We start from the raw sequence: 26,957 nt of genomic DNA, 5'->3' as shown, positions 1-26,957 counted from the left end.
CGCCGGCCTATCTCTGTCCGCAGTTGCTCAGGAGTTACGCAGATGCAGAAGACATGGTTCATTACTGGCGCCTCGGCCGGTCTCGGTCGTTTGATGACGGAGAAATTGCTTGAGCGGGGCGACACTGTGGTCGGCACGCTGCGCCGCGCCGGGGCACTCGATGATCTCGCAGAGCGCTACGGCGATCATTTGCAGATCGTGACACTTGACGTGACCGACACCAGTGCGGTGCGGGCCACGATCGGAGATGCGTTCCGTACGATGGGACGGATCGACATCATTGTCAGCAATGCCGGTTATGGCTTGTTTGGAGCAGCGGAGGAGGTCAGCGACGCGCAGGTCGACCGGCAAATTGCCACCAATCTTACCGGATCGATCCAGGTGATCCGCGCGAGCCTGCCTCACCTGCGCGAACAGGGCGGGGGCCGCATCATGCAGGTTTCGTCGGAAGGCGGACAAATCGCCTATCCCAATTTCAGCGTCTATCACGCGACCAAATGGGTATCGAGGGCTTCGTCGAAGCGGTGGCCCAGGAGGTGGCGCCGTTCGGGATCGACTTCATTTTGGTCGAGCCTGGCCCCACTGCTACGAGCTTCGCCAGCACCATGGATGATGCCGTGCCGATGCAGATCTATGACGATACGCCCGCTGGCGCGGTCCGGCGCGGCGTTTCCAACGGTAGCTTCGCGATCAAGGGCGATGCTGCAAAATGCGCCGACGCCATGATCGCCGCCGCCGATGCCGAACGGCCAGCGCTCCGGCTTGCGCTGGGCAGCACCGCCTACGCTTCGATTACCACCGCCCTGGCGGATCGGCTTGAGAAGATAGAGCAGCAGCGCGAGGTGGCGATGTCTGCCGACCAAACCTGAGGCTGAGTTTACAGGATGCTAGGACCCAGAAGCAGACGTCCCCGCCCCCTGCCCAGCTTCCCAACTACCGCCGCTCGTTCATCTCCGCGTTACGACTGCTTTTGGCGGCTAACCCTGCGAATTCGAATGTCGCGGTTGGGCGATAGTTTAGGGTGCAGGCTGTCCGAGTCCGGGTTTTGTGCCCGATGAGCTTTGGACGCCATTTGCAGGAGGTTCAGGCACGGGATGAGCGGCGACGCTACGTCGGACCGTAGGTGCCAATCCAGATTCCTCATTCCACAGAACTAGGATTGTAGCGATGGGTGCGGCGGTGAGGATCAGCAGGAAAAGGCCCATCAGCCATTCGTTGGTCTCTAGCGGCTGCGAGAAGCTACCGCTGGGCTGCATCGACGGGCTAGGTCGCATCGGGCGCCTGCCGGCTTTCCTGGGGTGAAACGGACGGTCCCCAGTCGCTCGGTGGGCAGACGGCCTGATCTGCGAGCGATCGTAGGCGGCGCGTGATTCCTTCTTTCCCAAAACGGAATACGCCTCGTTGATCGCTTTCGCACGAGCAGAAACATCCGCACCATGATTGGCATCGGGGTGATATTGACGGAGCAGCGCTTTCCACGCGGCGTGGATAGTTTCTCGACTTGCCGTCGAGGGCACCCCTAGGACAGAATAATAGTCGGGTGAGAGAGCCATCTAGCCGTTACTTGCGGCTAAAACGCGAAAAAGGAAAGTCCGCCCGTCGCGTGATCTTAACTTCGTCTTCTCAGAGATCCAAAGGGTGGCTTTAGGGGCCAACAGTCGGATGGAAGCGACATTCAAGCCGCGCCCGCCGCTCCCCCAGACGATCGCTCATTCATCTTCGTCCCGCTCAGCTCAACGGCCACCAGTCACTGTGCCCTGATCCAAATTCCGGATTCGGACGGGACAAAACCTCAACGGTGTCGACTGGTTTACCAAGGAGCTGACTGCATAGAACTTACGCTTCGAGACCGTGCCGCCGTCCCTGCGGATTCAATACGGGCAAGCCTGTTTAGCCGTCAGGGCACGTCGAGCCCGCTTGGCTATCGGGCGGCCGCTCGCTTCGCCGCACCGCCGCCAGCAGCGATCCACTTGTCGATCTTAGCCTCTAGCACCGGCATCGGCAGCGCTCCGGTATCAAGCACCTGCGCATGAAAATCGCGCGGATCGAACTTCGGGCCAAGCATCGCCCGCGCCTTTGCCTTGGTCCCCGCGATCGTCAGCTGGCCGATCTTGTAGGCGAGCGCCTGTCCCGGAATAGCGATGTAGCGCTCGACCTCAGCAGTCGCATCGGTGCGCGCCATCGGCGAGTTGGCGAGCATGTAGTCGATCGCCTGGTCGCGCGTCCAACCCTTGGCGTGGATCCCGCTGTCGACCACCAGCCGCATCGCGCGCAGCATTTCGTCGTTCAGCCCGCCCATCCGCTCATACGGATCGGTCTCCATGCCGAGCTCCTTCCACAGGCTTTCGGCATAGAGCGCCCAACCCTCGACATAGGCGGTGTTGCCACCGAACCGCATGAACGCGGGCAGCGCGGTGTTTTCCTGCGCAAGGCTGATCTGGAAATGATGCCCCGGTACGCCCTCGTGGAGGAACAGCGTTTCCATTTCCCACGTGTACCGCGAGGGCAGGTCGTAGGTGTTGTAGTAGAACACGCCCGGTCGCGACCCGTCGGGCGTGCCCCCGTTGTACGATCCGGCCGCCTCGGTCTTTTCCTTGAACGCCGGGACCGGGCGGATATCCAGTGTCGTCTTCGGCGTCAGCGAGAATTGCTCGGGGATTAGTTTGGAGATACGCGCCTCGATTGCCCGGTAACCGTCGCGCAACTGGTCCACCGAGCTCGGCTGGAATTGCTTGTCGGTACGCAGGAAGGCGAAGAACGTCGGCAGGTCGCCCTTGAACCCGACCGCCTGTTTCTGCGCTTCCATGCCCTTCAGGATTCGCGCGACCTCGGTTAGGCCGAGCTGATGAACCTGCTCCGCGGTCATTGGCAGCGTCGTGTTTTGCCGGATCAGAAAAGTGTAATAGGCGTCGCCGCCGGGCAGGGAGGAAAGACCTACCGTGTCGCGCGCGGCAGGCAGATAGACGTTAACGAGGAAATCGCGCATCTGCCGATGCGCAGGTATGATCACGTCGCGAATCTGCGCGCCATAGGCCGCCTTCAGACGCGCCTGGTCCGCTGCGGGGATCGTTGCCGGAAACGTCTTCACTGGGCCGTAGAAGGTCGAGCCCTCGACCCCTTCCGCGATGAGGTTGTCGAACTCCTGGATCATGTTGGTAACGACCAGCTTGGGCTGGACGATCTTGTCCTTCATCCCCTGCCGGAACAGTCCGATCGCGCGGTCGAGGACAACGGCATATTTCGCGTTGCGCTTCAGATTGTTCTCATAGTCGGCGAGCGTCTTGAACGGCGCGGCGCCGTTGCCCGACGCGAAATCAGGATAGAAGGTCTGAAACCCGTTCATATGGTCGATCGGCAGGTCGCGCTGCACCTTCAAGAGCGCGGGCGCAAAACCGGCGAGATCAGTCTCGTTTCGCGTCTTGAAGACGTCATAGGCGATCTGATCTGTCGGGGTCAGCTTGGTACGATCGATTGTGTTCAGGGTCGCGAGGTCATGCTCCACTGCCGCGCGCTCGGCCGCGAGATACGCATCGGTCAGATAGTCGCCAAACTGGTCGGCGTAGCGCAGGTCGCCACGGAAAACCGCCTCGATGGGATGACGCTTCAAGCTCGACTCATCGCTGTTGTAGAACAGCTGCTTCAAACGCGCGTCGTCTGCGCTCTCACCCGGCTGCACGACCGGCGCGGGTACCGCCTGCCCCCTCGTCGCGGCAGTCGCCAGCGTGGTGGACAGTAGAGCCGCTAGCATCAGTTTGACGGACAATATGCGGCTCCTTGGTTGCGACGGTGCGAGGGTTAGGATGCGGCCATGGTTCCCGCAAGCGAACGAGGCTTAACGCGCGCATTCAAGTCAAAATGAGCGACTGGAGGTCGGATTATCTCGCTTAACGTCGGGTCGGCAGCGAGGTCATCAAGGCAGGTTCCGCAACGAGAATAGCCGGGGAAGGCTCAGGCCGGCATTTTGGTCCACTATCTCTTCGGACCGCTACTTTGAGAACGTCAACCTGCTCAGATCATAGAGAATTGCGAACAGGACCCAATTGCGGTCATTCCCCGCCTCTGGCCGGCTCGTCGACTCCGGCCGTCGTCTAATAGCGGTGTTTGCAAGCGCTTTGCGTAACGGGACGATGTTTGCCGGGGCACGGTCGTCTTCGCGGTCGGCATGTGCCGCCGCATCATGGGGCTTCGCGGGTCGGTCCTTCCAATGTTCATTACGCACGCCTCGAACCAGGTTCGCGGTGCAACGGCCGAAGCGGAATGGACCAGCCTACGTCCCGGCAGGGACGCCTCGTCACGCCATCTGGCGCTGTCGAGCTTGTGGATCAGGCGGCAGCAGCCGTCCTGGTGAATAGTTCGCCGGAACGCAGCATCGCATGCATGATGACCGCGAGTTTGCGGGCGACGGCGACGGCGGCGCGCTTGAAGCCGACCTTCTCGCGAAGCTTCATGCCCCAGCTGCGCAGATCACTATCGGCGTGGCTGCGGGTCAGGATCACGACAGCTGCCTCGTACAGCAGAGAGCGAACGTGGGTGTCGCCACGTCGGGAGATGTGGCCATCATAGTCAACTTCGCCCGACTGATATCGCCTGGTGGTTAACCCGAGCCAAGCACCAACAGAGCGCGATCGGCTGAAGTTAGCGGGGTCCTCCACCGCGGTCAGATAAGCTGTAGCGGTGATTGCACCAACGCCGGGGATCGACATCAGTAGCTGACACGGCTGACTTTTACGTGCCTCGGCAAGAAGCTGGCGACCCAGCTCGGTCGCCTGGATGCGAAGGCTCCGCCACGCCTCCAGTAGCGACAGGATGATCCGGGCGAGTTCAGCATGATCGGCCAGAAGCGCGCGAACGTTCGCCTCGAACTTGGCGCCTATACCGCGCGGCACGATGAGCCCGAACGTCTTCATCAACCCACGGATCTGGCCTGCTATATCGAGTGTTGCCCGAACCAGCTTCGTGCGCGCCGCGATCAGCGTACGCGAAAGCATGCTGTCGAAGCCCTTCACCCGCACCTCGCGAAAGAAGCCGACCTCTGCCAAGTGCGCCAAGCCATCCGCATCATTGGCGTCCGTCTTGTTGGCTGCCATGTCGAGTGCCGCCTTCGCGTGCCGCGCATCGATGCAAATTGCCGGCAATCCTTCCGCGCTCAGGGCGTGATAGAACCACACTGAGAGCGGTCCCGTCTCGAACACAACCCGCTCCGCCGCAGGGGCATGCTTGCGGATCAGAGCGGCAATAGCCGCTGGGTCTGACAGGCATTTGCCACGCCACACGCGCTTACCGCCGCGTCGGATCGAAACGGCTGTCTCTTTCAACGATACGTCGAGTCCAATATACTCACACATGGCTGTTCTCCGTCCGATGTATGGGCCCGGCTGCAAGTCGTGAGCCCGCACCTTCATCTACCGGGGAACAGCCACCCTCGAAACCATTGCTGGCCGAAGTAGCTGCTTCCCGCGATTACCCCATGTTCATTCATCGGCGGCGGAGCGACAGCGAAATAAGATATCTATTCTGCAATCTATTAATACAGTCCGCTGACAACCGCTTTAGCCTCTGATTGATCGGTCACGGTGCAAGGGGCATTGGGCATAGCCGCCACGTATATCGTGAAAAGAAAGCCACAGGCCGTCGGGTGCCGGCAAGCGCCCAACTATAGCCATCAAGAATCCTGGTAGTGAATGCTCAGAGGACTGAACGGTCTCAGTGATGTTACGGATATCCGTATGAGACGGCGATGGAACGTCTTGAGGGTGGGTATGCCAATCGCCGACGTAATGTAGACCTTCTCGAAAAAGCGCTAAAATCTCGGACTTTTCTGCCTTCCGGTCGGGACGGAAAGAAAATCGTGAGCGAGAGTCAGTAGCGCGAGGGCCAGTCGCCTTCGTGACGATCCAGCGATTATTCTTGATGGAAGCGAAAAGCTGGCCGCCGGCTTCGCGAGACCAGCATTTACGTTGCGCATTGCCACAAAGATGCGCGAGCACGTCGTGCTCAATATGCAGGATAAGGCCGTTTGGACCTTCGTAGATAGCTACCTGCGCGATGGCCTTCACCGTCTCACTCCGTTGGCCATTGAGCAGCCATCATCTTCCCACCCTCAGCGGGATCGCCGACGACAGACTTAAAAGCAGCTGACCAGAAGCCGCCAGCTTGTTCAAGGTCAGAGGAAAGCCCCACCCATATTCGCCATACCGGCGCAACAGCACGGCCAGATGCGATATCCAGTGCCGCCCGAGCAACAAGATTTTGCCCCGCGGCAAGATCAATGGCGCCGTAGGGTGATGCAGATCCGCCGCAACGAGGATCTTTATCCTCCGACCACCACGACGCGGCCGCTGTCAGCGGCCTACCGGTGTTATCGAAACCGTTGCGAAGGCATACCTGTGGTCCTTGCAATGCGACAACGTGGGCTGCAATCGCATTGCGTTCGAGCCAAGTGTAAATTACCGGAATTACCAAGACCCTAGCCACCTGCAGGTCGCTTAATGCAGCACTGGCTCCCCAATCGCCGGTTGCATTTATGATCAACGAGACACCGTCAAATATCGATCGATCGTTCGCGATAGCGTGTCGCCAATCCGTACCGTAGCTAAATATATCCGCGATGTCGGGTAAGTCCGCGAGTAGCTTAGCCTTGAGAGCATCGGCCTTGTTGGCGCCGACGAGTCTTGCCCCAAGCTCGTGCCGACCGATATTCTCCCAACCAAGGGTATCAGGATCAAATAAGCTAAACCTCTTGATACCCTGCTGCGCCAACAGCCTTGCTGCTCCTGCGCCTAAAGAGCCACATCCGATTATCGCAACATGTATGGTGTCTGCGTCGATTAGTTGCGGCACCGGAATTCTAGAAGTGGCCGCGTCCACTCGCCTGACCGATGCTCGATCAAACTTCAGCTTAAATGGGAGCATCGCGGCAGGAGTCTTCCCAGGCCGGAAACCCTTGTTCTCGCGGCGCCCTGGGCCAGAGGACAGGATGATGGCCCCACCAGCAGTCTGTCCTGGAGATGAAGGACCACCCAGCACCACGACACCGCCTGAACCATTGAACGGTTGGGCCTCGTCGAAGGTCGAGGTTTGGCCGGTCTCCTCGAACAAAGTGCGCAGATCAGAACACGATCGTGGATAAGCGGTTGGCTCAGGAAGCCTCTCCATCCACAAAAAAAGCGAACGTTCGAAGTCCCCCTTGTAGTCCTCTCCTACCCTGTGCTGAATCCAGCGACGCAGCCGTTCTCCATCGTCCGAGACGATCCGCTGGCTGCCATAGATCCCGAGGAACAGCGATCGTGTCGGCGGTGCAATATCAAAAAGGATCTGGACGGATCGAGTAGTCGTGCTGCCACGAGACCAATAGGCCTCGAAATCAACGACATAGTCCTCTCGTAGCTCACCACGATCTAACGCCTCTAACAAATTAGACGCTTGCGTTATGAAGTGTGACACTACCCCTGCTGGATCGAGACTATCAGTTGTCGTTTCGGATGTAACCAGACACAGGCGGCCACCGTCCTCGATATGTGGCCCGTCTTCGGGCGCACCGGGCCCAAAGAAAGCAGCAATCGGCTTTGTGTAAGGGAACAGCTGATCCACTGCTACGAGCAGTGATACGTCCTTCCGCAGCCGTAGGCGCCAGCCTGCGAAAGTCGGGCTGAGGCCGCTCCTAGCAAGCTGCCAAGAATTAGCTCGGGCCGCCTCCGGGAAGGCGATCCGAAGCCAATCATCTACGATCTTGACGGCATCAGCACGGGTAACCATGACTGCCACCTAACTGGAAGCGTAGGTCCCGCCTCCGCTCTTGTTTACCGGGGACTTCGGTTCCCCATCATCATCACCATCTTCCGGCGGCTGCTCGGAAAACCAGCTCGTACAAAAAACTTTGTCCCAGGCCTTCATTGCCTTTTCATGCGTACAATCGACCTGATCGAGGACGTCCAAGTGACCGAGATTTTCATTCAAGCGGTCCATAAAGTATGTAGGCCGAGGATCCCCATCAGAAATGAGGTCTTCATCAACTACCGGATGCTGCACTGCCTTGTTATACACAAGGCGGTCTGCAATAGACTTCATTGTACTGCGAAGCGCGTCATCGTCGCGGTTGAGCCTGCTGACAAAACACTCCGACGCTAACTTGGTAAGTGCGAACCCACTCGGATTTTTCCCCTTCCACGAAGGTCGGCTCTTGCTGAACATCTTTAAATATCGGACGACGCGGCGAAATTGACCCTCCCCGACCACCTCTGGGCTTAAATCCTTATTCGTCTCGGTAAACCATGTCGTGACCTTCTTAGCATCTGATTTCTGCCAACTAGCTCCGGCCAGTTCATAGCTATATTCAATTTTGTTGGTCCAGATGTTGGTCGTCTCGAAGCGACGATATGTTGGTATATCAACATGATAGCCCGCATCATAATAAACACGGACGCAATTAGTCCTAACGTCAGGGGGGGTTTTAAATTTATCGTCTTGAACCGCCGCGCAAACCATCTTGCGCACCTCAAGTGCAGACATGGCGGCCCCCTGAGCGCCGACAAGATCGGCAGCCTTGAAATAGAGGCCGTCATCGATATCGTAGTCGAGGTTGTCATCCCGAACCATCGTGTGCATCGCATACGATCCCTGCGTATGCGAGCCGAGTGGCTTTGGCTTCCCGTCTCTGATTAGGCCGGCCTTCAGGCGGGTCCGGTTGCTATTCCGACGAGTGCGCATATTGGTGCGCTCATCTCCGACGATGGCAACCTTTTCATCATGATATCCACGAACTTGCTTCGATGTGTTAAACATTGGTTGCGTCTTCCCCCCTGCACGGCATAGCCTCAAATAGGCCTTTGATGAGCCGGCCATTTGCATCTGCGCTGTTGTCGCAGGCGCTTTTTGCCAAGTTGACGTCAGCGCGCGCCTGATCAATCAATGCCGTCATCGCCTCGTCAGACGAATTGTCTAACTCCAAGTGCGGTACTATATCAGGCCGGAGATCACCTTTGGGGAATCGCACGACGCTTATAGAGCGGCCGAGATCGGTAAACTCCCGCGCGAACATACTTGCCATATTATCGAAGGCAAATTCTTGCGCTGCGATGCTGAGGGAGGCTGCTTTGGCTCCGAACTGCCAGTCGACATAACCGCGATCTAGGTCGTCCTTCGCAATGCGCTCCCCATCAGGCTTAGGATAACTGCCGAGGGTGTAAATCTCGATTGGGCGTGTCCGGTTCATCTTTATGGCGTCGAGCAAACCAACCAGTACAGGATTGTTGGCCCATAAGCCGCCGTCTGCAAAAACCCGGTAACCACCCAATTCGCCGCCCGCATCGACCGCAGCCAGGGAGCGAAAGATGGGCGCGGCGCTGGTTGCCATGCAGGCGTCGACCAGTTTCGTATCATCGTCGCGCGTCCCGCCCCAGTGGCCAGTTTTGAAGACCCATGATCGTTGCTGACTCATCTCGACCGCCGGTATCGCCAAGGCGATGCCGCGCGATGTTTCAACCTCTTTAAATGTCTTGGCGCCTAACACCGCGGTCAGTGCATCTCTCAAAGCTTCCGCACCGCGTCGATTGATCGATCCACGACGCGGCATCTGTTTCAATACCCCCACCGTCGACGACGGCACTCGCTCCGGGAAAATCTTTGGTCCATTTTCCCGGTATAGTTTCACCACCTTCGAGAGTGGCTCGCCAGCCGCAAGTGCACAGCCTACGATAGCGCCGGTGCTGGTGCCAACGATTAAGTCGAAGCCCTTTCCAACGTCTAACGCGTTACAGCCCCTCTTCTTTGCGAAGAGCGACGACAGTTCATGTAGGAACGCCGCGGAGTAGATTCCCCGCATGCCCCCTCCGTCTATAGTCAGGACGCGGAGAGGTTTTGCAATATCCATCTGTAGAGCATATCAAATATGCTGGGACACTCAAGATATATGACGGCATCGTCATTGGCATCAAGCAGCCATTCTGGCTGGAATGCTGGGTCGGCGCTTGGGCCTTCGGTGTGCGAAATCGATCGGTTTCGGACACGCCTTGACGTCCTTCCTATTTTTTCATCCAGGCTGAGTGAGAGTTTTCCGGCCCTTTGGAGCCCATAAGCAAGGAGCTGAGACATGAAGAAGTCGAGGTATACGGAAGAGCATATCGCGTTCGCGCTGAAGCAGGCGGAGACGGGCCCGCCGGTGAACAGCTACTGGTTCCTGTCGCTGGCGGATGCTCGCGCCAAGATCGAGGCCTGGCGGCGGGACTATAACGAGAGCCGTCTTCACACGGCGCTTGGCTGGCTGACGCCAGCCGAATATGCTGCGTCCACCGGGGTTAATCCCGGCGGATGCAGGCCAGAAACTCGCATCATGCCCGGATGAGAAACCGGGGGACCGTCAATACCAACCTCGGACTCCAGTTATGACTGGTACAGCTTTGGGGGCACGTCACGGCCAAGGGCGATCCGGTATTTTAAGAAATGGAGGTAGACCCCATGTTCGCGGCATGGCCTTCCTAGAGATCAGCGAGCGCGACCGCCTTGATATGACCAAGCTTCACGCTTCGATCAGCGACCTGAGCAAGGCGGTGACTTGGGCACAGCACGTCATGAAGAAGAAGTGGTACAGGGGGCCGTGGAGCCGCGGGCAGACCTACAGCCATCAATCGGCCTACATCACGTCAATCGTGATGGCCTATGGCCGCGTGTTCGCTTCTGGAAGGAACGGCCGCAGGTTTCCCGAAAAGCTGATACAGTATGACGACAGCGAATGGGCTCTGCATCACCGGCTACTCGAAATGCGCAATGCAGTTTATGCTCATTCTTCGCTCGACAGATTCACCGTGAAGCCGTGGAAGGTGGATGATTTCGAAACCACCGTCATCGGCGAGCCGATCAACAAGATCGAGGAGACGGACTTGAAGCGGCTGATCGTGATGGCTGAACGTCTGCGATCAGCGGCATCCAAGCGCTACGCCGAGATCGTCGGGCCGTACCGCCAGTCGTCACGCGCCTCCGACTCGAAAGCTTCGGCACTCGATCGCGCCATGGAAGCGATCGGACAGCTTGAGGTGGGCGAGGCGATCGCAATACCGATCACGACCGATCCCGCCTAAGGCGACTATTTTAGGAAGGTAGTCGAGAAGCAGATGTTGCCGTACGCGGATGTTTTAGATCCCTACCCCGCCGACTGAACAAATGTCTGCTTCTTGCGACCGGTGACCTGAAGCGAACGGCCCGCTTTCCACCACCGGCGGGCATCCAAGCCTCCAACTTTGTCGCCTGAACGAACGTCCGCTTTCTTGCGACGCTCGTCCGATAGCGGACAGGCCGCTCTCCATCACTTTTGAAAGCAGAAGGTCTGCTTTGACGTTGACCGATCAGCGTGGCCTAACGATGCTTGTCAGATAAGCTTCGCCAGCCGCTCTCTCAACAGCGACCATCGCCTCGGCTGGCGTCGTTTGACGGCAATCGAAAGCGCCTTGCGTGAGCCAACGATCACCAACAGCTTTCTCGCACGCGTGACGGCGGTGTAAATCAGCTCGCGCCCCAACATGGTGTACGCTTGCATGGTCAGGGGCAGAACGACGACAGGATATTCCGATCCCTGCGACTTGTGGATCGTGGTGGCATAGGCGAGCTGGAGTGCATCGAGTTCACCAAAGTCGAAGGTCGCCTCTGTGTGGCCGAATAGCGCCGTCAATTCAGCCTCGGAGTGGTCGACACCGGTCACCACGCCGAGATCACCGTTATAGATGTCACGCTCGCGATCGTTGACGATATGCATGACCTTATCGCCGACCCCATAGCGGTGGCCGAACCGCTCGACGAACTGATCAGTCGGCGGATTGATGCGCTGCTGAAGTAGCGTGTTCAATGCCCGCGCCCCCGCCCCTCCCCGCTGCATCGGTCCCAGCACCTGGATGTCGCGGGCAGGTTCAAACCCGAGACGGCGTGGAATATGTCGGGACACGAGATCGACCACCTTGTCGGCGACGTCACCAGGTTCCTCAGCCTCGATGAAGAAGAAGTCGCCTTCCCGACGCGCAGTGAGGTCCGGCATCTCGCCGGCATTGATGCGGTGGGCATTGATAATGATGCGGCTGGTTGCCGCCTGACGAAACACCTCGGTCAGCCGTACGACGGGCACGGCTGCACTGCCGATGACGTCTTTAAGCACCTGCCCGGCACCGACCGATGGCAATTGATCAACGTCACCGACCAAAAGCAGCGCTGCGCCTGCCGGTAGCGCCTTTAGCGTGGCATGCATAAGCATGACATCGACCATGCTGGCCTCGTCGATGACCAGCAGCTGGCAGTCGAGGGGGTTATCATCGTTGCGCTTGAAACCGCCCTCTGCGGGGTCTGTCTCGAGCAGGCGGTGCAAGGTCATAGCCTCCATGCCGCTGGACTCGGCAAGTCGCTTGGCTGCCCGACCCGTTGGTGCGGCAAGTGCCATCGTCACCTGCTTTGCCGCCAGGATCTTCAGGATCGAATTAACCAGCGTCGTCTTGCCAACACCCGGCCCGCCGGTGATCACGCAGGTCTTGGACAGGAGGGCCAGACGTACCGCATCGCGCTGGCTTGCGGACAGGTTCAGGCCGGTCTTGCCCTCCACCCAGGGGATGGAGCGTTCGGCATCGATCGCAGGCCAGGGCAGCAGGCCTTGGCGCAATCGCAGCAGACGATCGGCGATCACCTGTTCGGCGCGGTAGAGCCCAGCCAGGAACATAACCTCACGACCCTCGGTCTTGCCAGCGATGACCTCACCGGCTGCAAGCTCTCCCTCGAGGGCACGTGCGATCAATGGTTCGGCAACTTCAAGGAGCTTTGCGCCTGACCGCAGCAGATCGTCACGCGGCAGCCCGCAATGGCCATCGTCCATGGCGCTGGTCAGCGCATGGCTGACACCAGCACGGACGCGTCTGGGATCCTCCTTGCCGTAGCCGATGCTGAAGGCGATCGCGTCGGCGGTTTTGAAGCCGATCCCAGTGATGTCGCGTGCCAGCTGATACGGGTCGGCTTTGATGACAGCGATCGCCTGATCGCCATAGGTCTTGAAGATCCTGACGGCGCGTGCCGAGCTTACCCCGTGGCCGTAGAGCCAGACGATGATCTCCCGGATCACTCGCTGGTCGCTCCAGCCGCGAATGATCTTGGCTTCCCGCACTGGCCCGATGCCGGTCACCTCCCGCAGCCGTTCGGGTGCATGCTCGATGACCTCGAACACGTCATGCTCGAACGCCGCCACGAGCTTGGCGGCATAGACCGGACCGATCCCCTTAATCATGCCCGAGCCGAGATACTTCTCCAGCCCCTTCAGCGTAGTCGGTACCGTTGCCTCGACCTGGTCTGCCTTGAACTGCAAGCCATGATTGCGATCGTTGAGCCAGACCCCGGTTGCTTCGACATATTCGCCGGCACCGATCGCCGCAGCGTGGCCGACCAGTGTCACCAGATCGCGCTGCCCCCTCACCTTTACCCGCAGGACGCAAAACCCTGTGTCCGCGTTATGAAACGTCACCCGTTCGACCGAACCGCCAATCGTCGCGTGATGTGGCCCAGACGTTGTCCTGCCGGATTGATGCGTGGGCGCGGTGACCATGTCGTCTGATATAGTGCATATTCCAGTTTCGACCGTCTCGCCCTCTCACGGGCTATTCCACTGATACTAGCATGGTGCGGTTTAGGTATGCCTTTCGCAGACCCCCCAAACACTGGTACTTTATTACCGTCCTGACTGCGTAAAAAGGACTGGACTAATAAGTACCACATATAGCAGACTGCGGCATGTTCATCCGAGCCTATCTTCGCGCATCTACCTCCGAACAGGATGCGTCGCGCGCCAAAAGTGCCCTCGACGTGTTTGCGACGGAGCACGGGCTTAGGATTGCGGCCCGCTATGTCGAAAACGAAAGTGGTGCCAAGCTTCATCGGCCCGAGCTGTTCCGCCTGCTATCGGATTGCGAGCCGGGAGACGTGCTCCTGGTCGAGCAGGTTGATCGGCTTTCTCGCCTGACCTCACCGGACTGGATCAAGCTGCGCAATCTGCTCGACACCAAGCAGGTCCGGATCGTCGCGCTCGACCTGCCGACGTCCTGGATCCTGACGGCACCGACCGATGAGTTCACCGGCCGAATGTTCGCAGCGGTCAACGCCATGATGCTGGACGTACTCGCCGCGGTTGCCCGCAAGGACTATGAGGATCGCCGTCGTCGACAGGCCGAAGGCACTGCGAAAGCCAAGGCAGCGGGCCTTTATAAGGGACGCCCCGAGAACAAGACCCGCAACGCGGCGATCTCGAGCCTTCTCCGCGATGGCCGAAGCTGGCGCGATATAATGGATGCGACTGGGTGCAGTCGAACGCTGCTCGCCAAGATTGCTCGTGATCGCCGTCTACAGGCAGAGGCTGATGCAGCGATCCGGGCGGCTGAGTCAGTAGCGCATCGCTAATGTGTTCAGGCAGACTCTAGACCCTCATAATGAGGTGTCCATTTTAGCTGCTACCGACCCTGATTGAACAGGTTTTGTGTACCAAAGCCCATGCCCACTTAGGGTATACCCAGAATAACGTAGCCGACCTGATAGGTGTGACCTGCTGCCAAAAACAGGCGTTGTGTCATGTTGGGTGAAGTGACATACGATCTAATTAAGCAGCAAGGGGGAGGCGCCGCCATGGCTACGCAATCCATAGACGTTAAAGTGGCCAGTAATGGTCGTATGATTCTGCCTGCATCGGTTCGCAAAGCGATGGGCATCCATGGAGATGCGAAGGTCATCTTGACGGTTGAGGACGATCAGGTCCGCCTGTCGCCGATCGGTCACGGGGTTTCTCGGGCGCAAGCGCTTTATCGAGAGCATGCCAAGCAGACCCGAACAATCGACGACTTTCTGTCTGACCGTAAGGCGGAGGCTATCGCGGAGGCAGGCGAGCCGCCCATCCGGAGCCGCAGGGAAATCTAGCATGACATCTGTTGTAACGGATGCTTCTGCGGTGCTGGCGCTGGTTCGGGATGAGCCAGGCGCTGACAAGGTCACGCCGCACATCGGGCGAGCAGCGATCTCGGCCGTGAATATACAGGAGGTCATCAAGGAGCTCCTGCTTAGTGGTTTGGACGCGGCTACCGTCCGCGAAATCTTGGACGAGCTTCGTCTCGATGTACGTTCCCACGACGTGGAGGCGGCGTATGTGGCCGCTGGCCTGCACACACAGACGAAGGAGTTTGGGCGCGGCCTCGGCGATCGTTCCTGTCTAGCGCTCGCGATGCAGCTTGGTGTTCCCGCGCTTACCGCCGACCGGGAATGGAAAAAGGTAAAGGTCAAAGGGCTTAAGGTGGAGCATATCCGCTAACCGCCTATCCTGCCTCGCCGTGCCCAGCGGTATTTAACCCCAAACTAAGCGTCGCAAATGTGTTTTGGAACTGGTTCGTTCTGCAACCGAGTTATGCGACGATCAAGCATCTGGAAGCCGGCGGTTACCTCAACTGTCGCGAAATCCAGAATATTAGCGACAAGCTTGCCCGCTGACGCGAGCGCCACGTCACGGGTCATGCCGTTTAGCCAGTTGCCCTAAGGCAACCATCAGCGGAGTGCCCAGAAGTTGATGTGGGATAGGACAATGGATTGGGCCCTGCCCGCCCCCGCCGCGCGTTATTGGTCTTGCACAAAGGAGCGGATCATGAGCGACAGCGAACCGAACTCCGACGAGGGCGCGAGCCCCGCCGACGACGTGAAGAAGCAGAACCCTACTGGAACGACGACCGGCGACCAGACCGGACCGGTAAGACTAGCGGCGACCATAAGGTTGAGGATCTCGCGAAGGCGGGTCGCAATGACATGGATACCGATGAAGGCGCCGAATAGCCGCTGATCAAAAACCTAACCACCGCAGGGAGCAGGCCATGACTGACAACAAACCGTCCGATCCAAGCCTGGAGGGTTTCCAGGAAACAGCTGAAAAGAGCCTTGATGCAGGCGTTGCAGATGAGAGCTCTGCCTACGAAAATGCGATCGACACCGACACCGACACCGATAATGACGAGGTCGCAGAGGGCAAATGGAAGTCGACCAACGACGGTAGCGGTACAAGCGAAACCGACTAACGAGCGAACGATTTACGGTGTGAAGGCCGCGATCGTCGCGCGGGAATGGGGCTGCCGTGCGGTCCCATTTCTCCATGTCAGGCTACGAGTTTCCGGGAAAGGCCTGTTCGTTTAGTTCAAGGCCCCTGCCCTCCCTGACTTCTTACTCCGCGCTCCTTTGAGGAAACGGCAGCAGCGCCGCGAGGCTTCCTCAAGCTAACCTTTCGCAGTCGCCCACAAACCGTCACGCGTGCGCTAGGCGAAGTCCCCAAGCTTGTCGGCATCATCGTCAGGCAGGTCATGTTCCGCCGGGTTATCGCTCGGCGTTCCGAAGCCTGGCTCCGTGGACATATCGCCGGGGTCTGGTTCGTTGCCAGGAATGCGTGTTGGACTCATGCTTCTTTCCTTTACTGCCTTACAGGAACGCACGAGCATGCAATTAGGGTACCCTCAGCCTGGCGAGCTGCTGTACGCGCCGCTGCTTGCCCGGCCCTTGGACTGCTAGCGCCAGTTGCAGCCATTCGGGCCTTCCGGCCACGCTTCGTTTGCGGGATTCTGTGCCGCACCGCGCTGTGACGTTACCGGTGATAGAACATGGCCAACTAGCCCCGACATCGGCAAGCCGATTTTTCAGCGCAAGCTGCGATCGCGATTCCTAATGGATCATGCTATCTCGTGGCGTACATGGTGGGGTGAACATCAGATCCGCCGATCACAAGAGACAATCCCATGGCAAATGCCAAAGACGTAGCGGCTGTTATCCAGTCAGCACTCGATGAGATCGGCGTGACCGGCCAGCTTGAGGTCTCGATGGACGGGCAGGAGGTTACCAGCTCCGTTGGCTCCCCAAGGGCCGACGACCTCCATGTCGGCGTTGTTGTGGAGGACCGGTCAGAAAAGACGAGTCAGTCATCGCCGGACTGAGATTCCGATTTGAGCCGTTGGTTTGATGCAACAAGCCCTACTGGCTGGGGCAACGCGCGCGCATAGCACTTGCTCGACTTGGCGCACTTGGCCCTAGATCATCACCGCAGCTACCTGTGCATGGGAGGCCGGCAGATCGCACGTTGGCGAGCTTTTACGGAATGGCCCAATGGAATCGAATGACGAGTATCAGGGCAGGGTAGCGTCGGCGGTATTGAAGGCGATTGCCGAGACCTCGCTGGTCGAGATTGACGGTACGACAACCGCTTACATCCGTTCGGCAGAAGTATGTGACGCGCTAATCACCGCTTTGGCGGTTATAATGGAAGGCGCTCCCCAGTGCCGAACCGGAGAAGGCATGAGGGCAATGTCGGAGGCTGCAGGCCGTAACCTTTTAACGATGATGCGCGAGATGGAAAAGCTTCGTGCCGAAACAGGTGTGACCGCATTTAACGCCGTGGTGATCTACCCAAGTTGAAAGTCGATTGAGCAGTATGATTGTGAGCTCACATTTGCATGAGGTTACGGATCATCCCTTTCGTCCCACAGACAACGCTTGAGTCCGCTCCGCACGGCGAGCCATTTCGTCCCAGCGTTCAGCAGAGCGCAGCGCACGATCTCGAACATTAGGTAATACCGATGCGCTTGCCTCCAAGCGCTCCGCCTCCGCACGCTCCCTGAACAATTTTGCGTCGTCCGCCATGGTGGCTTTAGTATACAGGTTCGCCAGCCACATGGAGCCTTTTATGATTGACGATACCTATCAGCCTAACGCTGTCGAACTCGCCACCGAGTTGACGATTGCTTGGCTCAGCAACCCAAACACCCGTACGTCTGCCGATAACGTTCCAGCATTCCTGTCGCAGATGCACGCCAGCGTTCAGTCGCTTGTCGGTGGTTCGCAGGCTTCGGAAGCTCCTGCCGAAAAGGCGAAGGAATATGCCGGCGCGGTTACAGCCAGGAAGTCCCTTGCGAGCCCAGATCACATCATCAGCATGATCGACGGCAAATCATACAAGACCCTGCGCCGTCATCTTGCAACCAACGGCATGACGCCCGCGGAATATCGCGAGCGCTACAACCTTAAGGCTGATTATCCGATGGTCGCTGCGACATATTCGGAAAGCCGACGCGCTATGGCGAAAAAGATTGGCCTGGGCCGTAAGCCTGCTCAGACGGACGCTGCTACGCAAGAGGCTGCAAAGCCAGCGTTGCGCAAGCGCAAAGCCGACGACGCAACGGAATAATGTCGGGGCTGGCCTTCAAAGTTGGAAGCCAGCGGCCGGTCTGTTGTTCAGGGGAGTTTCCAACTCGCAGGCGGCGGTTTGCTGCTGGCGATACGCAGCGTACCGTTGCCGCCCTGATTGAGGTTAATTAGACGACAATATTGCTGCTATCCCCCCACGCTTGATTGATTGTGGGATAAGAACGAGACTTAGGAAATGGCTCGTCATAACAGCTAAATAACAAAATGCCCCGCTGCGGGAAGCAGCGGGGCGCTTTGAAGACCGACTAAGTAGGGGGGTAACTCGCCGGTCTAATGTAACAACCTCGCACGCAAAATTCGGTTCCCGGTCTCTTTGAGTTTAAATGCCCTGCCGGTCGTCGGCCCGGCAGGGCATTGCGAGCTTTCACCGCCAATCCCCCCGAACGGACGGGACGCTGCAAGCAGGAATAGAACCGAGAAAACAGCGCTGTGTTCCAAATCACAATCGGAAATGCAGACCCCAAGTACGCACCGCGAAACTGGCAGCAAACCGTTCTCCAAACTGTCGATAATGAATGTATCGGAATTGTGCATCTCGAAACGCATAGTTTTCAGGCATTTGGACCTGATACAAAGTTAGTGATTTCTGCATTGTCGAGATGGGGACGTGCTGCGCCCCGCTCGGCAATGACATGCAACGCCACGTAACCTGACATATCGTCAACGCGTCGAGCAAACAAAAAGGCCGGACGATCGCTCGCCCGACCTGCTTGGACAGTCGTTAGGCTGTGTCAGTTCGGCGTCGTACCGCCGCTGGGGGGCGAGCCTGTCGTTCCGGATCCACTCATTGTGCCGCCAGTTGTGGAGGTGTCTGTCCCGGTACCATCCATTGAACCCGTGGTCGACGTGCCGCCCATGCTACCGCCCGTGCTATCGGTACCCATGGTGCTGGTGCCGCTCATTGTGCTGCCGGCTCCCGACGTACCGCGCGTGCGGCTTTTCGACGACTTGCCGCGTGACGAACGGGTCGTGTTCTTGCTGGCTGTGCTGGAACCGCTTGTCGAGGCTCCCGATTGGCCCATCGAACCTGACGTCCCCATCTGGCCGCCGCCCATGCTGCCGCCGGTAGTAGAACTTCCCATAGTGCCGCCGGATGTCGTGCCCCCGGCGCCACCGGACGTACCGCCAGTCTGAGCCATAGCTACGCTTGGGATGATGAGGGAAATAGCAGCGATCGAAGTCAGAATGCGCATTTCTCGTCTCCTAAGAAATATTCTGAAGATGGAAGTGTTTGACTCCGAGTCGGGTTCCCATCAAATATATCAGTGTGACGTCGGAATAGCTTTTGGTGTCGGCCAACCCTCTAAATTACGGCAGGCAGGCATTAACCTGAGTTTAGCAAAAGCGGCGCGCTTCCTGCCCGTCAGCGGCCCCTTCTTTGTTGATGAAAAATTATGACTCTTTCATCGGTCACGAAATTTTTTGGACTGTAGATCGACAGCGTCCATTGATAGCGGATATTCTTGCTAGCTAAATTGTTGTCGTCGAAGTTCCGCAATCAATGACGGACCCACAAAGGGACGAATATGTTGATACTGGCGACGGCCGTCGCAATCTTGCAGGCGCCTCCCGGAGCCATTGAGCCACCTAAAGCAGGTACAGTCACAGTAGACCTGAGCGGTAAAGATCCCGCCTGGGAAGATCGCGGCGAGGCTGCTGATGATGACCCGTTTATCAGAGCGACCGGAAATGCGTTGGGGAATGCTAACTTCCTTGTTCTCCCCCGCGGCACCCACAGTCGCTACATTGCCAGTGTTGAGGTTAGCCAGCAGCAACGCGGGTCTGTTACTGCCGACGGTGTCGAGGCAAAGCCCGCTGGCAACATCGGCAACTGGGGCGGGGGTGTTCGGCTAACGCTACCTTCAAAAAAGATGAATCTTCACAACCTCATTATAACACGATTAGACATCAAGGTGCGTCGCCGTAGCGACGACCAACTCGTCTGGTCAGGCAGTGCTCTCACCGCCCAAGTCGCAGGGACGGAGGCGGGCTCCATCGCGGCGATAAGTGTAAAACTAGCGAATGCAGTGATCTCGCAATTTCCCATCACGGTGCAGGGGCCGATCTCGGTTCCATGACAAGCTTTGGGCGTGCCGAAATTGATCACTTAGAACCTTTGCAAAAAAAGGACCCTTTCGCAACGGGGCGTAAGCATTAAAGCTTACCTTTCTCTGCCGGCGAACTGGAAGTCTATTTCTCGATCCCTTTTCAGAAAACTGGCCCCGCCTCGCCTATCTGCTGAAACTCACTGCGAACGTGGAAAATCTTGATTGCCAGCACTAGTGCACGACAAGCAGGATATCGCGGAATCGAACAGGCTTAACACGTGTCGCCCTTCGTCACTGTAGCAACGATCACCCGTAATATCTTCTGACCAAAGCCTTAAATATTGCTAGCAATCGTATTTATTAAGAATGCTAGTTCACTGAAAGGAATACTATAAGGCGGAATTTCTCGTCATCGAGTATCTATCTAATAGTTTTCTTTGCACCTGAAACTATCTTGGCACGTGCCATAAAAGCAAGCAATACTGTAATAATATGTCAGCACCTGATTTATCGTCTGCTCATTTTCGGCCAGCGACCTCGTCCGCGTCCATTGGTTCGAGGCCGGCGCGCTTGGCATTTTCATAACGTTCGATCGCTTCCAGCGTAATTTGACGTGCCTCATCTGCGTCGCCCCACTTGCCGACGCGAACCCACTTCTTCTTTTCGAGATCCTTATAGTGGGTAAAGAAATGCTCGATCTGTTCAAACACGATTTCCGGCATGTCAGCGCGACTGGCAACATTCGAATAATAAGGAAACACTGAATTCACCGGTACGCACACGAGCTTCTCGTCGCCGCCCGCTTCATCCTCTAAGTTCAATACCGCAATTGGCCTGGCGCGAACGACACAGCCTGGGATAAACGGCGAGCGAGCAATGACGAGCGCGTCGAGAGGATCACCGTCTGGCGACAGCGTGTGCGGCACGAAGCCGTAATTAGCAGGGTAACGCATCGGCGTGTGTAGGATGCGGTCCACGAACAACGCGCCGGACGCTTTATCGAATTCATATTTTATCGGTTCGCCACCGGTCGGCACCTCAATAACAACGTTGAGGTCATCAGGCGGGGTCTTACCTACTGGTATGAGATCGATGCGCATGGAAACCTCTAGTCCTGTTTTCAGTCGTTGTCAGTATCGGTCGACAAACGTTGGTAGCCAGTGCCTGTTAGCGCTGTGATCTAAGGAGCTATCTTCGTGAAGGCCGTAATCAGCGCCCGATCGTTCACAGGCTTGATCAGTACCGCCGCAGCATAGTGGCATGGCTCGCATTCTTCGGGTGTTCCGGTGACGAAGATGACTGGTATGGGGCCGCAATCACTGTAGATGCGCGCGACTGCCCTTGGTCCGGTTCCTTCAATCAGACGAACGTCTGACAGGATCACATCAGGACGCTGTTCCTGGGCTGCCAGGACAGCATCGGCCTCGGTGTCAGCAGTGCCAATTGACGTGGCGCCCGCGTCCTCGGCCAGCATCGACAGGTGCATAGCTACGAACGGGTCGTCTTCGATGATGAGCACGTGACAGATCAGTCTAACTCCGCAGTGATTTAAGTTAACGTACTGGGAGGCAGTTCGGGCCCGAGCGATCTTGCTCTGCCTGGTTGAATCGGACACCCGGCCGTATGCAAACGCAAAGCAGCTACATTTACACTTGAAAGTCAGCGCCTTAGCGAGGGTGTGGTGCAACTCACCCAGCGCAAGGTAGCTCAATCAGCTGCTATGAGGCCGTATCTTCTCGGGCCTGCTCGTTAACGGCTGAACGCGGTAGTGAGATCGGTGCCGTGAGTAGAGTCCTTACGCCGGGATTGTTGTCGCCTTCCTCAAGAACGCCGTTCAGCCGCTTCACCATCGCATCCAGCATTCTTGTGCCAAATCCTTTGCGCGTTCCGGTCTTGCCACGCCCCTTGTCCGCGACGATCAACCGGAAGCGCGTTCGATGGCGCTCAAGATTAATGAAGATTGGACCAGATTGACCGCCATAGGCATATTTCTGCGCATTGATGACGAGTTCCACGAGAACGAGACCGACCTGCACGGCGTCGTCGGCCGCGATTGTGATCGGAGCGAGATCGAGGGTGAGTTGGTTGGCCCATTCGGGGCCCATCGACGCCTTCACGTCCGCGACTAGGTCCGCAAGGTAACGCGACAGGTCGACTGACTGCACGTTGTCGTCGCTGTATAACCGGCGATGGACCAGCGCGACGGCTGACAGACGGCGTTGCGCTTCGCCGAGGTGAGCACCTAGCGCGGGATCCTCGCTCGATCTGGCCTGAAGCGCCAGAAACGCCATGACGAGTTGAAGGCTGTTCTGGACCCTGTGGTTCACCTCTTTGAGCAGAGTTTCCTGCTGGGCAATCAGCCGGTCCTTGTCTGCCACAGCAACGTTGAGATCGTCGGCGAGATCGCGAATGCGACGGTTCTGGCGAGCATCGTAAAGTCGCCCCATCAAACGACGCGCGGCTTCCGTTTCTGCGTGTGACCAAGGACGCGCGCGCCCTCGTACCTCCTCGCTCCACGCCTCGAACGAAGCCCGCGGCGTCAGCTTTTCGCCTGGGCTCAGGTTAACCGCCTTGTGCGGATTGCCTGCCCATTCCACGACTTTGCGCTTTTCCGCACGGAACCAGAGGAGAACGGTTGGCACTTTCGATGACAGAGTAATAGCCAGGAGGCCGCTTGCTCGCTCCCTGTAGGATGAGGCGGCGGGGAAATCTTCCGCAAGGCTGTCACTGTGGAAGGGAGCCGGCCCTTGCTGACGAACCCATTTAGCGATCTCGCGGATATCATCCCGATCGGGGCAAGCTCCATCTTCGTAGAGCGCCCCGCCATGGAGGATGGCAAAGGCATCGGCTTCGAACATTCGGCGCAGATCACCCGACGCCGTCCTGAACAACTGTTCTGGATCAACCTCTTCCGCCAGACGTGCGGCGATGGCATCTTCATCGGCGCGGACCCGCAACCGCTCGCGATAGTCCTCCGCCTGTTCCTTGGCATTGATCTGCCTGGCCAGACCCGCTGCAACCAGCGATGCCGCACGCCGCGTTGCTGGCCCAAGGTTGCGTGGGCTCATGTGGTGGCATGCGACCAGCCCCCAGAACATACCGTCCTTGACGATGGAGATCGAAGCCGAGGCTGCGACTCCCATGTTCTTGAGATACTGGATGTGGATCGGTGAGACGCTGCGAAGCTCGACGTCGCTGAGGTCCACGCCTGCGAGCGTTGCCGGCCGGATCAGCTCAGGCTGATAGCCTACATCGGGAATGACGCGGACCCGGTTGCGGAGGTAAAGCGCTCGCGCCTGCTGGGGAATGTCAGACGCAGGGAAATGGTGGTTGTGATAGGTCGTGAGCCCGTCGGCGACGTCCTCGGCAATGACGACGCCGGAATCGTCATCCAGGAACCGGTAGATCATAACGCGGTCGAAGCCGGTAAGGCTTCTGAAGCTCTCGACCGCGCGTTCGCATAGCTCGATCAACCCACTGGCCCGTTCGAAGCTGATCCCTACCTCGTCGATCCAGCTCAGCACGTCGTCAGCGGACTTTTGCTCTGCCGGTTCAAGCTCGATCAGCCAGAGATCGCCAGTCTGGCGGGCGGTGCCTCGCCCTTCCAGATTCGGAATCGCACCAAGCGAGCAGGAAGACTTTGTAGCGGCCGCCAGGGCGTCGCTTGCTGCTTCTCCTAAAAGCGTTGTGACATCCTTTCCGAGCCAGTCTTGCCCGAACTGCTGGTCAAGCCGCCCTGCTCCGCCGACGATGCGCAGATCGCTTTGTGTGGCGATCAGCAGCAAGCCGTGTGGCTGGATGCTGCCTGGTATGTGGATCGGCTCGCGATCGCATTCAGAAACGTCGGCTCCGACGTTGTTCGGCTGTAGCGGAATGGTCATCACGTGGAAGCTTAAAGCCTTGGTTTCCAACGGCCAAGCTCGCAGACCCAGCGCATCGTCCAATAACGCTATAGAGCGGCGGTGCGGTCATTCGATCGTGGACGCTGCGATGCAGAGATGACGATCAGGCAGAGACCGTTTCAGTCCCGCTGTCGCAAAACGGGGAACATTCGAGACGTTCGAAAATCAGCACCTTCGCAACACGGGCAATTCGGCGCGATTGCTGTTTGCTATTATGGACATCCAGCCCGCGCATAACGGAGGTGAGATCAAAGGTTGGTTGAAGGGCCAAACCCGTCTACTCTGCCGCAATGAGCGCGGAACAGCCCCAGAATTGCGACCGCATTCAGCTCCGATCCCAGTTGGTAAGCGCATTGGCTGAGGCCGAAAGGTGTGATCCCGTCGTGGCGATCTACGTTGAGACCGCCTTGGCGATGCTCGACGAACGTTCAAATCTGATTGATCAGTCCAGCGCTCGCTGAGCCGCAAAGACAGCTTCCATCAGTCTGATCACTGTCGCATGACCGTCGGTGGACAGAGCTAGCAGATCATCATGCTGCTCAACGAGGCCATAGCTGACGAGTGCATTCACCCAACGCAGCGTGACAGCCGGCGAGGCGCTGCCAGGAGGGCACATCTCGCTGGCGCTTGGATATTGTGCACTTTCCTCGGCGAGATGCAGTGCCAGAAGAATGTCCAGTCCGGGAGAACTGTAGAAGCCGGCCGGAAGAATGTCCGCGATAACACGCGAGGAATGCAGCATTCGCTGCGCCATTTTGGTGGTGGTGGTCGACGTTAGTATGCGGGGACGCCCGCCCGGCATATCGAGCGTCTTGGTCACTGTTAATTCCCCCATACATACGGGGAGAGTGATGGGCGCCTTGTAAGACGCACCAGTCTTTGTCGGTTTTCCGACAGAATCTTGACGATCTATACCTCGCTTGGCGTGGCCACCTGCCAAGCGAGGTACAGCGTAGAATGACGATCAGTAGCGAAAGCCTAGACATGGTTTTGAATACCGTATCATTGGCAAACGGCGGCAACGCTCTGCTCGCCGGAATGTCCAAGGATGATCTCGAATTGCTTGCTCCTTGGTGCAGCCGGCAACGGCTTAGCCGTGGAGTCGTGTTGACCGATGCTGGCGAGCCTGCCGATGCGCTATATTTCATCGAGTACGGTGTGGCCTCCGTAATCAAGCCGCGGCCCGGCGCTGAGAAGACGGAAATTGTGCTGATAGGGCCAGAATCGTTCGTCGGTGCACCGGTCATTGTCGGGGATGGGCGCTGGCCTTATCGGACGTTCGTTCAGGTTGATCAGCTTCAGACTATTCGGATATCGATCGATAAGGCCCGCTCCGCGCTGGAGCATAGTCGGTCGCTTGAGCGCCTGCTCATGAATGCTGTGTACAGCCAAATGGTTCAGATCGCCGAGGGTTTGGTCAGTGCGGCTTGGCAGCGACTTGACGCCCGCCTCGCACGATGGCTGCTCATGTACCGTGATCGTCAGCGTTCTGACCGGCTTGAGGTTACCCACGAGTTTATGGCTATGATGGTTGGAGTGCAGCGAACAGGCGTGACTGAAGCGCTACACGATCTTGAAGGTGCAGGCTTGATCAACGCTGCCCGCGGATTGGTAACGATTAGAGATCCAGCGGCTCTCCAGCGGTTGGCAGGTGACGGGTATGGCATCGCCGAGCGGGAGCATGCTCGACTATTCCCGAGTTAAACCCGATTGACTTATCTGCCCTACGCGCGTTGATTTGCCGCCCTTTGAGAGAATCTGTCGCAAAAATCCGACATTTGCAGCGTCCGAAACTCAGGATATTAGCGACGGGGTCTTGAGTCGGTTTGTCGATCACTGTCTGATCGGCGTCGAAGATCGTCACCTCAATCCACTGTGTCATCGTTGATCAATCTCAAATTACCGAGATGGCAGGCAACGTAGATCCAGACAGCCGACCCTTGTAAGCGTTTTTGCTCCGGCGTGGTTGCACGAGGCTTTAACTAACGCGCGGTAAACCGCGCATGTTCTCCTCAGAAAGCATCAGATGCCCCGACGCATACGCTCCTTGCTGAACGCGCTTAGTGATAAGGTAACCGCGCATGCGGACCAAGCCGAAGCGATCGCTGGCCAAACAAACCTTTTGGCGCTGAACGCCACGATCGAGGCTGCCAGGGCCGGCGACGCAGGCCGAGGTTTCACTGTCGTCGCTCAGGAGGTGAAGAACTTGGCCGGTAGCGCGCGGACCTCCGCTGCCAGTTTCAGAAATGAAGTTATGCGATACTTACACGATGGCGCAGTAATCGCCAGCGAGCTGGCGAACGATATGGAAGGCGGCCGCCTTGCAGACCTAGCGCAATCGATAACAGATACTCTTGCAAGAACACTATACGACAGGTCAATCGATGTTAGAATGTTGGCAACGGATGACTCTGTTACAGAGGCATTGTTGCTTGATCACGCCTCGCCCCGAGCTGAGGAGCGAGCGCTCAAAAGATTGCGATCTTTACTGAATTACTCGCCTTATTTCTTGAACGCTTTTGTTGTGGACGCCGAAGGTAGGGTAGCCGTTTGCGCACATGCAAACGCTGCTGTGCGGTCGGTGAACTTCGCAGGATACGGTCAATTTCAAAGAGCCATGTCGGCTCCCGCCTCTGTCACATGGATGACCGACGAGGTTTGGAAAAATCCTTGGTCTCAAGATCGTAATGTGTTGATCTACGTCGCCCCCATTCGGGTCGATGGACTTACCCTTGGCGCTTGCTATCTCGAGTTCGATTTTGAGGGCCAAGCTGATGCC

Annotated in this window: 25 protein-coding genes and 3 pseudogenes; 16 read left to right on the top strand and 12 right to left on the bottom strand. The window is 57.8% G+C overall.

All coding sequences use genetic code 11. The features are described from left to right. Positions 1 to 42: 42 nt before the first annotated feature. Positions 43 to 489: pseudogene (locus tag AC3D24_RS15700) on the top strand (SDR family NAD(P)-dependent oxidoreductase); the annotation flags it as partial. 8 nt (positions 490 to 497) lie between these two features. Next, complete coding sequence (locus AC3D24_RS15695) at positions 498 to 869, top strand: Rossmann-fold NAD(P)-binding domain-containing protein (protein WP_489033270.1); 372 nt, start codon at positions 498 to 500, stop codon at positions 867 to 869. A 147-nt stretch (positions 870 to 1,016) separates the two neighbouring features. On the opposite strand, the gene AC3D24_RS15690 is transcribed toward AC3D24_RS15695, so the two are convergent. From AC3D24_RS15690 to AC3D24_RS15660, 7 genes are all read right to left on the bottom strand, one after another. Beyond that, positions 1,017 to 1,553: a J domain-containing protein gene (locus AC3D24_RS15690; RefSeq protein WP_489032059.1), complete on the bottom strand. Its 537-nt coding sequence runs from the start codon at positions 1,551 to 1,553 to the stop codon at positions 1,017 to 1,019. 368 nt (positions 1,554 to 1,921) lie between these two features. Continuing rightward, on the bottom strand, positions 1,922 to 3,748 hold the full coding sequence (locus AC3D24_RS15685) for a DUF885 domain-containing protein (protein ID WP_489033178.1): 1,827 nt from the start codon (positions 3,746 to 3,748) through the stop codon (positions 1,922 to 1,924). A gap of 574 nt (positions 3,749 to 4,322) precedes the next feature. Further along, the gene (locus AC3D24_RS15680; RefSeq protein WP_056483496.1) at positions 4,323 to 5,345 is read right to left on the bottom strand and encodes an IS110 family RNA-guided transposase; all 1,023 of its coding nucleotides are present in this window, start codon (positions 5,343 to 5,345) and stop codon (positions 4,323 to 4,325) included. Positions 5,346 to 5,549: 204 nt separating this feature from the next. After that, positions 5,550 to 6,056 carry a Mov34/MPN/PAD-1 family protein gene (locus AC3D24_RS15675; RefSeq protein ID WP_489032057.1) on the bottom strand — a complete coding sequence of 169 codons (507 nt, stop codon included), beginning with the start codon at positions 6,054 to 6,056 and terminating at the stop codon, positions 5,550 to 5,552. 4 nt (positions 6,057 to 6,060) lie between these two features. Next, positions 6,061 to 7,755, bottom strand: coding sequence for a ThiF family adenylyltransferase (locus tag AC3D24_RS15670; protein ID WP_489032055.1), 1,695 nt, complete (start codon positions 7,753 to 7,755; stop codon positions 6,061 to 6,063). Positions 7,756 to 7,764: 9 nt separating this feature from the next. Continuing rightward, the gene (locus tag AC3D24_RS15665; RefSeq protein ID WP_489032053.1) at positions 7,765 to 8,781 is read right to left on the bottom strand and encodes a cyclic GMP-AMP synthase DncV-like nucleotidyltransferase; all 1,017 of its coding nucleotides are present in this window, start codon (positions 8,779 to 8,781) and stop codon (positions 7,765 to 7,767) included. Then, on the bottom strand, positions 8,774 to 9,868 hold the full coding sequence (locus tag AC3D24_RS15660) for a patatin-like phospholipase family protein (protein ID WP_489032051.1): 1,095 nt from the start codon (positions 9,866 to 9,868) through the stop codon (positions 8,774 to 8,776). The genes AC3D24_RS15665 and AC3D24_RS15660 overlap by 8 nt, the downstream gene beginning before the upstream one ends. Before the next feature lie 288 nt (positions 9,869 to 10,156). On the opposite strand from AC3D24_RS15660, the pseudogene AC3D24_RS15655 reads away from it, so the two are divergent. Continuing rightward, positions 10,157 to 10,339 (top strand): annotated as a pseudogene (locus AC3D24_RS15655) (integrase core domain-containing protein); the annotation flags it as partial. Positions 10,340 to 10,463: 124 nt separating this feature from the next. Next, positions 10,464 to 11,072, top strand: a complete 609-nt coding sequence (locus AC3D24_RS15650) for a hypothetical protein (RefSeq protein ID WP_489032049.1) — start codon at positions 10,464 to 10,466, stop codon at positions 11,070 to 11,072. A gap of 287 nt (positions 11,073 to 11,359) precedes the next feature. Here AC3D24_RS15650 and recD2 read toward each other — a convergent pair whose 3' ends face one another. Next, positions 11,360 to 13,561: an SF1B family DNA helicase RecD2 gene (recD2, locus tag AC3D24_RS15645; protein WP_489032047.1), complete on the bottom strand. Its 2,202-nt coding sequence runs from the start codon at positions 13,559 to 13,561 to the stop codon at positions 11,360 to 11,362. 185 nt (positions 13,562 to 13,746) lie between these two features. On the opposite strand from recD2, the gene AC3D24_RS15640 reads away from it, so the two are divergent. From AC3D24_RS15640 to AC3D24_RS15595, 10 genes are all read left to right on the top strand, one after another. Next, entirely contained in the window at positions 13,747 to 14,409 is a 663-nt protein-coding gene (locus tag AC3D24_RS15640) for a recombinase family protein (RefSeq protein WP_056015377.1), read from the top strand. Positions 14,410 to 14,577: 168 nt separating this feature from the next. After that, a complete protein-coding gene (locus tag AC3D24_RS15635; protein ID WP_489032045.1) occupies positions 14,578 to 14,919 on the top strand; it encodes an AbrB/MazE/SpoVT family DNA-binding domain-containing protein in 342 nt (113 codons plus the stop codon). Between the two features lies 1 nt (position 14,920). Continuing rightward, the gene (locus AC3D24_RS15630) at positions 14,921 to 15,307 is read left to right on the top strand and encodes a type II toxin-antitoxin system VapC family toxin (protein ID WP_489032043.1); all 387 of its coding nucleotides are present in this window, start codon (positions 14,921 to 14,923) and stop codon (positions 15,305 to 15,307) included. Positions 15,308 to 15,634: 327 nt separating this feature from the next. Continuing rightward, positions 15,635 to 15,826: a hypothetical protein gene (locus AC3D24_RS15625; protein ID WP_489032041.1), complete on the top strand. Its 192-nt coding sequence runs from the start codon at positions 15,635 to 15,637 to the stop codon at positions 15,824 to 15,826. 31 nt (positions 15,827 to 15,857) lie between these two features. After that, positions 15,858 to 16,058 carry a hypothetical protein gene (locus AC3D24_RS15620; RefSeq protein WP_489032039.1) on the top strand — a complete coding sequence of 67 codons (201 nt, stop codon included), beginning with the start codon at positions 15,858 to 15,860 and terminating at the stop codon, positions 16,056 to 16,058. A gap of 708 nt (positions 16,059 to 16,766) precedes the next feature. Next, a complete protein-coding gene (locus tag AC3D24_RS15615) occupies positions 16,767 to 16,961 on the top strand; it encodes a hypothetical protein (protein ID WP_489032037.1) in 195 nt (64 codons plus the stop codon). A gap of 169 nt (positions 16,962 to 17,130) precedes the next feature. Beyond that, on the top strand, positions 17,131 to 17,439 hold the full coding sequence (locus tag AC3D24_RS15610; RefSeq protein ID WP_489032035.1) for a hypothetical protein: 309 nt from the start codon (positions 17,131 to 17,133) through the stop codon (positions 17,437 to 17,439). 268 nt (positions 17,440 to 17,707) lie between these two features. Further along, the gene (locus AC3D24_RS15605) at positions 17,708 to 18,208 is read left to right on the top strand and encodes a Ros/MucR family transcriptional regulator (protein WP_489032033.1); all 501 of its coding nucleotides are present in this window, start codon (positions 17,708 to 17,710) and stop codon (positions 18,206 to 18,208) included. A gap of 1,175 nt (positions 18,209 to 19,383) precedes the next feature. Continuing rightward, positions 19,384 to 19,626: a hypothetical protein gene (locus tag AC3D24_RS15600; RefSeq protein ID WP_489032032.1), complete on the top strand. Its 243-nt coding sequence runs from the start codon at positions 19,384 to 19,386 to the stop codon at positions 19,624 to 19,626. Between the two features lie 128 nt (positions 19,627 to 19,754). Then, the gene (locus AC3D24_RS15595) at positions 19,755 to 20,306 is read left to right on the top strand and encodes a hypothetical protein (RefSeq protein ID WP_489032030.1); all 552 of its coding nucleotides are present in this window, start codon (positions 19,755 to 19,757) and stop codon (positions 20,304 to 20,306) included. Positions 20,307 to 20,794: 488 nt separating this feature from the next. Here the strand turns inward: AC3D24_RS15595 and ppa are convergent, their stop codons facing one another. From ppa to AC3D24_RS15575, 4 genes are all read right to left on the bottom strand, one after another. Continuing rightward, the gene (gene ppa / locus AC3D24_RS15590) at positions 20,795 to 21,376 is read right to left on the bottom strand and encodes an inorganic diphosphatase (protein ID WP_489032028.1); all 582 of its coding nucleotides are present in this window, start codon (positions 21,374 to 21,376) and stop codon (positions 20,795 to 20,797) included. 80 nt (positions 21,377 to 21,456) lie between these two features. Continuing rightward, positions 21,457 to 21,795, bottom strand: coding sequence for a response regulator (locus tag AC3D24_RS15585; RefSeq protein WP_489032026.1), 339 nt, complete (start codon positions 21,793 to 21,795; stop codon positions 21,457 to 21,459). 199 nt (positions 21,796 to 21,994) lie between these two features. After that, complete coding sequence (locus AC3D24_RS15580) at positions 21,995 to 24,220, bottom strand: histidine kinase dimerization/phosphoacceptor domain -containing protein (RefSeq protein ID WP_489032024.1); 2,226 nt, start codon at positions 24,218 to 24,220, stop codon at positions 21,995 to 21,997. A gap of 400 nt (positions 24,221 to 24,620) precedes the next feature. After that, positions 24,621 to 24,998, bottom strand: coding sequence for a hypothetical protein (locus tag AC3D24_RS15575; protein ID WP_489032022.1), 378 nt, complete (start codon positions 24,996 to 24,998; stop codon positions 24,621 to 24,623). Positions 24,999 to 25,135: 137 nt separating this feature from the next. On the opposite strand from AC3D24_RS15575, the gene AC3D24_RS15570 reads away from it, so the two are divergent. Further along, complete coding sequence (locus AC3D24_RS15570) at positions 25,136 to 25,882, top strand: Crp/Fnr family transcriptional regulator (RefSeq protein WP_489032020.1); 747 nt, start codon at positions 25,136 to 25,138, stop codon at positions 25,880 to 25,882. Between the two features lie 397 nt (positions 25,883 to 26,279). Further along, a pseudogene (locus AC3D24_RS15565) lies at positions 26,280 to 26,391 on the top strand (methyl-accepting chemotaxis protein); the annotation flags it as partial. Between the last annotated feature and the right edge of the window lie 566 nt (positions 26,392 to 26,957).

The sequence above is a fragment of the Sphingomonas sp. SL1004 genome (genome assembly GCF_057815015.1).
Note: the sequence above shows the minus strand (reverse complement) of the source record. Positions and strands in the feature narration are given on the sequence as shown.

Excerpts from the sequence above, each read along its gene's own strand:
- AC3D24_RS15695 (WP_489033270.1), top strand. The coding sequence starts at position 498 with ATGGGTATCGAGGGCTTCGTCGAAGCGGTGGCCCAGGAGGTGGCGCCG.
- AC3D24_RS15690 (WP_489032059.1), bottom strand. The coding sequence starts at position 1,553 with ATGGCTCTCTCACCCGACTATTATTCTGTCCTAGGGGTGCCCTCGACG.
- AC3D24_RS15685 (WP_489033178.1), bottom strand. The coding sequence starts at position 3,748 with ATGCTAGCGGCTCTACTGTCCACCACGCTGGCGACTGCCGCGACGAGG.
- AC3D24_RS15680 (WP_056483496.1), bottom strand. The coding sequence starts at position 5,345 with ATGTGTGAGTATATTGGACTCGACGTATCGTTGAAAGAGACAGCCGTT.
- AC3D24_RS15670 (WP_489032055.1), bottom strand. The coding sequence starts at position 7,755 with ATGGTTACCCGTGCTGATGCCGTCAAGATCGTAGATGATTGGCTTCGG.
- AC3D24_RS15665 (WP_489032053.1), bottom strand. The coding sequence starts at position 8,781 with ATGTTTAACACATCGAAGCAAGTTCGTGGATATCATGATGAAAAGGTT.
- AC3D24_RS15660 (WP_489032051.1), bottom strand. The coding sequence starts at position 9,868 with ATGGATATTGCAAAACCTCTCCGCGTCCTGACTATAGACGGAGGGGGC.
- AC3D24_RS15650 (WP_489032049.1), top strand. The coding sequence starts at position 10,464 with ATGGCCTTCCTAGAGATCAGCGAGCGCGACCGCCTTGATATGACCAAG.
- recD2 (WP_489032047.1), bottom strand. The coding sequence starts at position 13,561 with ATGGTCACCGCGCCCACGCATCAATCCGGCAGGACAACGTCTGGGCCA.
- AC3D24_RS15640 (WP_056015377.1), top strand. The coding sequence starts at position 13,747 with ATGTTCATCCGAGCCTATCTTCGCGCATCTACCTCCGAACAGGATGCG.
- AC3D24_RS15635 (WP_489032045.1), top strand. The coding sequence starts at position 14,578 with ATGTTGGGTGAAGTGACATACGATCTAATTAAGCAGCAAGGGGGAGGC.
- AC3D24_RS15630 (WP_489032043.1), top strand. The coding sequence starts at position 14,921 with ATGACATCTGTTGTAACGGATGCTTCTGCGGTGCTGGCGCTGGTTCGG.
- AC3D24_RS15625 (WP_489032041.1), top strand. The coding sequence starts at position 15,635 with ATGAGCGACAGCGAACCGAACTCCGACGAGGGCGCGAGCCCCGCCGAC.
- AC3D24_RS15620 (WP_489032039.1), top strand. The coding sequence starts at position 15,858 with ATGACTGACAACAAACCGTCCGATCCAAGCCTGGAGGGTTTCCAGGAA.
- AC3D24_RS15615 (WP_489032037.1), top strand. The coding sequence starts at position 16,767 with ATGGCAAATGCCAAAGACGTAGCGGCTGTTATCCAGTCAGCACTCGAT.
- AC3D24_RS15610 (WP_489032035.1), top strand. The coding sequence starts at position 17,131 with ATGGAATCGAATGACGAGTATCAGGGCAGGGTAGCGTCGGCGGTATTG.
- AC3D24_RS15605 (WP_489032033.1), top strand. The coding sequence starts at position 17,708 with ATGATTGACGATACCTATCAGCCTAACGCTGTCGAACTCGCCACCGAG.
- AC3D24_RS15600 (WP_489032032.1), top strand. The coding sequence starts at position 19,384 with ATGAGGGAAATAGCAGCGATCGAAGTCAGAATGCGCATTTCTCGTCTC.
- AC3D24_RS15595 (WP_489032030.1), top strand. The coding sequence starts at position 19,755 with ATGTTGATACTGGCGACGGCCGTCGCAATCTTGCAGGCGCCTCCCGGA.
- ppa (WP_489032028.1), bottom strand. The coding sequence starts at position 21,376 with ATGCGCATCGATCTCATACCAGTAGGTAAGACCCCGCCTGATGACCTC.
- AC3D24_RS15570 (WP_489032020.1), top strand. The coding sequence starts at position 25,136 with ATGACGATCAGTAGCGAAAGCCTAGACATGGTTTTGAATACCGTATCA.